The following is a 4,568-nucleotide window of genomic DNA, read 5'->3' on the forward strand; positions in this document are numbered from 1 at the left end:
GCTATGGTGCGGGCCTCCAGCCCGAAAATTCGGTGACTGTCTATCAAGTAAAGCCCCGCCTACTGATGTTCGAAGACGTTACTGAAGCCCAACAGATCCAGCTCTACCAAAGTAGGCAAATGTTGGAAACACTGCTGCGCCAACTCCCAGCGTTCTTCCCGCTGTAACATCTCCGCCAACTTGTGGCGCACCGGGATCAAATAGCGAACATCGTTGGCGGCATATTCCAGCTGTTCGGCGGATAGCGCGTGGACGGCTCCCCAATCGGAGCTTTGGGCAGTTTTGTTGAGTTCGACCCCGCACAGCTCGCTCACCACATCTTTGAGGCTGTGTTTGCTGGTGTAGGTGCGGGCCAGTTTGCTGGCAATTTTGGTGCAAAAGACGGGCCACGCCCGGATCCCCAGGTGATAGCGCAGCATCGCCAGGTCAAAGCGGGCGTAGTGGAAAATCTTTTCAATGCTTGGAGCCATCAGCAGCTGCGCCAAAAAGGGGGCCTGCTTTACCCCGCGGCTCAGCCGCAACAGCACCACCTCACCGGCGGAGTTGGCGATTTGCACCACGCAAAGCCTGTCCCGCTGCGGGATCAGCCCCATTGTTTCTGTATCCACGGCCAGGTAAGGTTCCCTGGCCAGGGCCTTTGCCACTGCAGGGGTGAGATCTTCGTCACAGAGCTGAAAAGGTTGCAGGCCCACTCAGGATCTCTCAAAAGGGTGTTTTGGCTGCATAACCAAGCGGCGAAGGCCAGGCAACTACCAGCTAGACTTGACCACACCTGGCAATAAGCCTCTGTGGGCCATTTCCCGCAGGCTGTTGCGGCACAGGCCGAAATCGCGGAAGTAACCCCGGGGACGCCCGGTTTTCCAGCAGCGGTTGCGCAGGCGTGTGGGCGAGCTGGCCCGAGGGAGTTTTTGCAGTTGGGCGTGCAGCTCCATGCGGGTGGCCTGGTCGATGTTGGGATCGGCCATGGCCGCTTTCAGTTGTTGGCGCTTCTCCCGATACTTCTCGACCAAGCGTTGGCGCTTTTTCTCCCGCTCGATCATGCTCTTTTTAGCCACGGCTCACTGTTTCCCCAGATTTTTCAGCTTTACTAGGATAACGGGGAGCAGCGGCCCCAAGCAAGGGGATCCCAGGCCCGCCCACGGCCATCCTCGCCAATGTTCATCACTCCTTTTCCGGTCTCCGTAGGATCCCTGAGGCCAGCCCCTCGGCTTGGGGGCAACCTACCTCTATAGGCGAGGTTGGTGTTGGGTGATGGCCATTTCCAGAGTGATCCCGTTTATCGCCACCAAGTTTAGGGTTTCCCCAGAGCAGATTGAGGCCACGCGCGTGATTCTCCACAAGCCGCCGGCTCTGTTGGCAGTGCTGAAGTCGGCCTCTCCACTGCCCAAAGAGGTTTTGCAGGATCCCAGTTTGGCCTATATCTATCCTGCCGCCTTCATTCAATGGTCGAAGTGCATGCATGGCTTGGCGGATTGGGACACTGGGCCGGCACTGAGCTACGCCGATTATGTGGCGCAACTGAAGCTGGCCTTCATGCCGACGGATATTGCCCTGAGCGGCCATTAGGGATCCCTTGGGTTGGCCATCCCATTTCGGAAGATGCGCCGGGAAGCCTCGCGGACAAACTCTTTGAGCCAACCGGATTTTTGGGTATTTTGCACCTGGGCTTTGACCACCGCCTGCATCCCCCCTTCTCCCCAGCTTTGGTTGTGCTGGAAATACTCAATGAAGCTCTTGCCGGCAATGCGGGTGAGATAGCCAGCACTGGCTGCCTGAATGGGGGCTGTCGCCAGAAAACCGACGACGCTCACTTCGGCAACGGTGGCCAAGATCCCCGTGGTCAGTTGGATCGCCCCTTCCACCAAGCCCAAGCCCGCTAGGGTTTTGGCCAGAGACAAGGCCAGCTCCCGCCCCTGCTGCAGGTTCATTTTGCAGCCGTAAAGGGATCCCAGTTCCACCACCATCTGGGCGTTGATGGCGGCAATGGCCAGCAGATCCACCGCCGGGATGGGGTTGGCGAACACCACTCCTGTAACAATCCACTGAAAGCGATCGATCACCTCCTCCGCCTGCCGGCGCAGTTGGGCTTGGAGAATCCGTTTGGCCTCTTCCCCCAACTGTTGCGATTGCAGCAGGGCATTGTCCAAGGCCAGGGATCCCCCCTCGGCATAGAGCACCGCCTGCACGCGATCCCGCACCGCCGCCACCTCCGGCTCCGGTCGCCAGGTTTGGGATCCCACCCGCACAGGGGCTGGAGCAGCGGCAGCCATCAACACATCCTGAGGTGGGATCAGGGGATGAACCCGCTCCCGCAGGCGTTGCAAGAGGATCTGCCGTTCTTCTGAGGTGTAGCGATCCGCTTTGTTCAGGATCAGCAAGGCCCGCTTGCCCAGGGCGATCAACCGGCGCAAGGGATCCACCTCTGACTGGCGCAGATCCCCATCCACCACCACCAGCAGCAGATCGGCAGCTTGGGCTTGGGCTTGCGCCTCCTGTTCCCGCATCACCCCTGCCGGGCCGATCTCCAAAATGCCGGGGCAATCCAGGATCTGCACCGGCTGCGGGATCCCAGGCAAGTTCCAATCGTAACAAGCCACCGCCTGGGTGGTGCCCAGAGTGGCCGCCACCGCCCCCGCCCGCCGCCCCAGCAGCGCGTTGACCAAAGAAGTCTTGCCCGCCGACCCAGTGCCGAAGACCACCACCTTCAGCTGGGGCTGGGCCAACTGTTGGGCCAGCAGAGCCGACCGCTCCGCCAGCGCTGCCCGCGCCACTTCATCCTGGATTTGCGCTAGCTGCGCCTCCAGTTGAGCCAAGTTCTGTTGCGCCGCTTTCCGCTTTTCCAAAGCCGTCTCCGGCAAGGCAAGGGGTTGGGTAATTTCCCTCCTGCTGGGGGCGGGTTGGCGAAACAGAAACAAGTAGTAGATGGCAGCGGCCAAAAACACCAGCAGCAGCAGCACCAGCACCCCAATCAACAGCCCCCCCAAAATCGGGTGGTAGCGGGTGGCGTAGTACAGATCGAGAAACGATTGGATCAGCCAGACGATCAGCCCGGTGAACGAGGCCAACAGCGCCAACAGCAGCAGCAAGCGCAGGTAAGGGAGCGACCGCATAGGGATCCAACAAGGCCACAACCGTTCGCGTCAGCGGGACGGAGTCCTTTTGACTCTACCCGCGGCTGAGCATATCCGGCTACCTAGATGTCGCCTTCTGGCTGCAGGGGCAGGGCTTCTCCATCCGACTCTTCCTTTTCACACCGAGATTCCCCCTCGATGACCTGAATGGCCTGCGGATCCCCGTCAACTTTCACTTGCAGATGGCGCAACTGCCATGCCGAGCCGGCCATGCCCCGCTCCGATTCCACCACCACATCGCCGGTGCGCTGGGCCCCTGTAATCAAAAAGAACAGACACACCCAACCGGCTTCCTCATCTTCCTGAAAACGCAGCCGCGAGGGCCATCCCGGCCTCAAGGGTTCCCCCAGACGTTCCACCACCACAGCATTTTGTTTGAGCTGCTCCACCGCCAACTGGTAGGTGCGATAGGCACCCGAAGTGCGGATCCCATTCCAGATCAGGATCCCTGCCCCCGCCAGCCCCAGGCCCAACACCGCCAGCAGGCCCAAACAGCCGCAGCCACAGCAGCCCAGAGGGACAGCACAGCCGACTTTTTGTGGAGTTTCTGACACAGCCCATTGCCACCCTAGAATGCCCCCACCCTAACACAAGGCTGTTGCTCATCCTCTATGCCTTCATTGCCGACAAGGTACAGACAAAAAGCCAAGCAACCCTACGCCATTTGTCGGTGACGAACATCGCTTCTCAGTTCCGTATTGCCACAGATATCTGTTACGGCCTCAAACAACAGCTCGAAAAATCATGGGATCAGCACCTCTTTGGCAAGTTCAAGCAACTCACTGTTGAGTCTAATTTTGTACTGCAGTGAGGATGGGATCCCTACGTATCCAATTGTTGGCTCTGCTCCCACTTCGATTGGAAAGGCTTGTGAAGCAAGGATTTCAAGCTTTTCGCCTGAATAGGATCTGGATGGATCAGAAAGTCAATGGATACCTGGAAAGCCCTATTTCCTGAACATTGGGAAAGATGACAAAGCGCGCATATCGAATCCGCTATTTGGCGGAGTCAATATCAGAGGGATTTGTCGAGAATAAGAGCAGCAAAAGGTCTCCATCCAATCGCCTAAACCTATGGATGAAGCGACAACCATAACCGTGCAGCAGATCATTCAAACCGCCATGATGACCGGTTTGCTCACCGCTGCTCAGGAACACGAACTTAACGTAAGGCTATTTCGAGAGGAGTGCTCCGAAGCCGACCTCTTCCTGCTGCGCCGTCTACACCGCTGCCTACGCCAGGGATCCATCCGCCAGATCCCGGCCCTGAACAACACTGTAGCGGTTGGCCGCTTTGGCCCGCCCCTGCGCCTGGTACCGGACAGAGCCGAGACAACTCAGTCCCAGCCGACTGGGTTAAGCCTGGCGAGGGATCCCAAGACCGGGTAGTCAAGCAATTACAAGCAATTAGTAAACTACCCGACACCCGCGCTATGCG

The 4,568-nt window shown here is 58.7% G+C and carries 6 protein-coding genes; 2 read left to right on the forward strand and 4 right to left on the reverse strand.

The genetic code is table 11. The features are described 5' to 3' along the window. Nucleotides 1–59: 59 nt before the first annotated feature. A complete protein-coding gene (locus tag NW815_RS07540) occupies nt 60–692 on the reverse strand; it encodes a ribonuclease D (RefSeq protein WP_414415860.1) in 633 nt (210 codons plus the stop codon). Between the two features lie 57 nt (nt 693–749). After that, nucleotides 750–1,055 (reverse strand): 30S ribosomal protein S14, encoded by a 306-nt coding sequence (gene rpsN, locus NW815_RS07545; RefSeq protein WP_011432985.1) that lies wholly within the window; start codon nt 1,053–1,055, stop codon nt 750–752. A 196-nt stretch (nt 1,056–1,251) separates the two neighbouring features. Here rpsN and NW815_RS07550 point away from each other — a divergent pair, with 196 nt between their 5' ends. Further along, nucleotides 1,252–1,566, forward strand: a complete 315-nt coding sequence (locus NW815_RS07550) for a hypothetical protein (protein ID WP_414344672.1) — start codon at nt 1,252–1,254, stop codon at nt 1,564–1,566. On the opposite strand, the gene NW815_RS07555 is transcribed toward NW815_RS07550, so the two are convergent. Both NW815_RS07555 and NW815_RS07560 read right to left on the reverse strand, forming a co-directional pair. After that, nucleotides 1,563–3,110: a YcjF family protein gene (locus NW815_RS07555; protein WP_414390268.1), complete on the reverse strand. Its 1,548-nt coding sequence runs from the start codon at nt 3,108–3,110 to the stop codon at nt 1,563–1,565. The genes NW815_RS07550 and NW815_RS07555 overlap by 4 nt on opposite strands. 83 nt (nt 3,111–3,193) lie before the next feature. Further along, entirely contained in the window at nt 3,194–3,685 is a 492-nt protein-coding gene (locus NW815_RS07560) for a cytochrome c oxidase assembly factor Coa1 family protein (protein WP_414390266.1), read from the reverse strand. 519 nt (nt 3,686–4,204) lie between these two features. Between NW815_RS07560 and NW815_RS07565 the strand changes: the two genes are divergently transcribed. Next, nucleotides 4,205–4,519 (forward strand): hypothetical protein, encoded by a 315-nt coding sequence (locus NW815_RS07565; protein WP_414331733.1) that lies wholly within the window; start codon nt 4,205–4,207, stop codon nt 4,517–4,519. Nucleotides 4,520–4,568: the final 49 nt, after the last annotated feature.

Source organism: Synechococcus sp. R6-7 (genome assembly GCF_047461695.1).
Classification (GTDB): Bacteria; Cyanobacteriota; Cyanobacteriia; order Thermostichales; family Thermostichaceae; genus Thermostichus.

What these genes read in the sequence shown, in the direction of transcription:
- NW815_RS07550 (WP_414344672.1), top strand. Translation starts at nt 1,252, where the DNA reads ATGGCCATTTCCAGAGTGATCCCGTTTATCGCCACCAAGTTTAGGGTT.
- NW815_RS07555 (WP_414390268.1), bottom strand. Translation starts at nt 3,110, where the DNA reads ATGCGGTCGCTCCCTTACCTGCGCTTGCTGCTGCTGTTGGCGCTGTTG.
- NW815_RS07565 (WP_414331733.1), top strand. Translation starts at nt 4,205, where the DNA reads ATGGATGAAGCGACAACCATAACCGTGCAGCAGATCATTCAAACCGCC.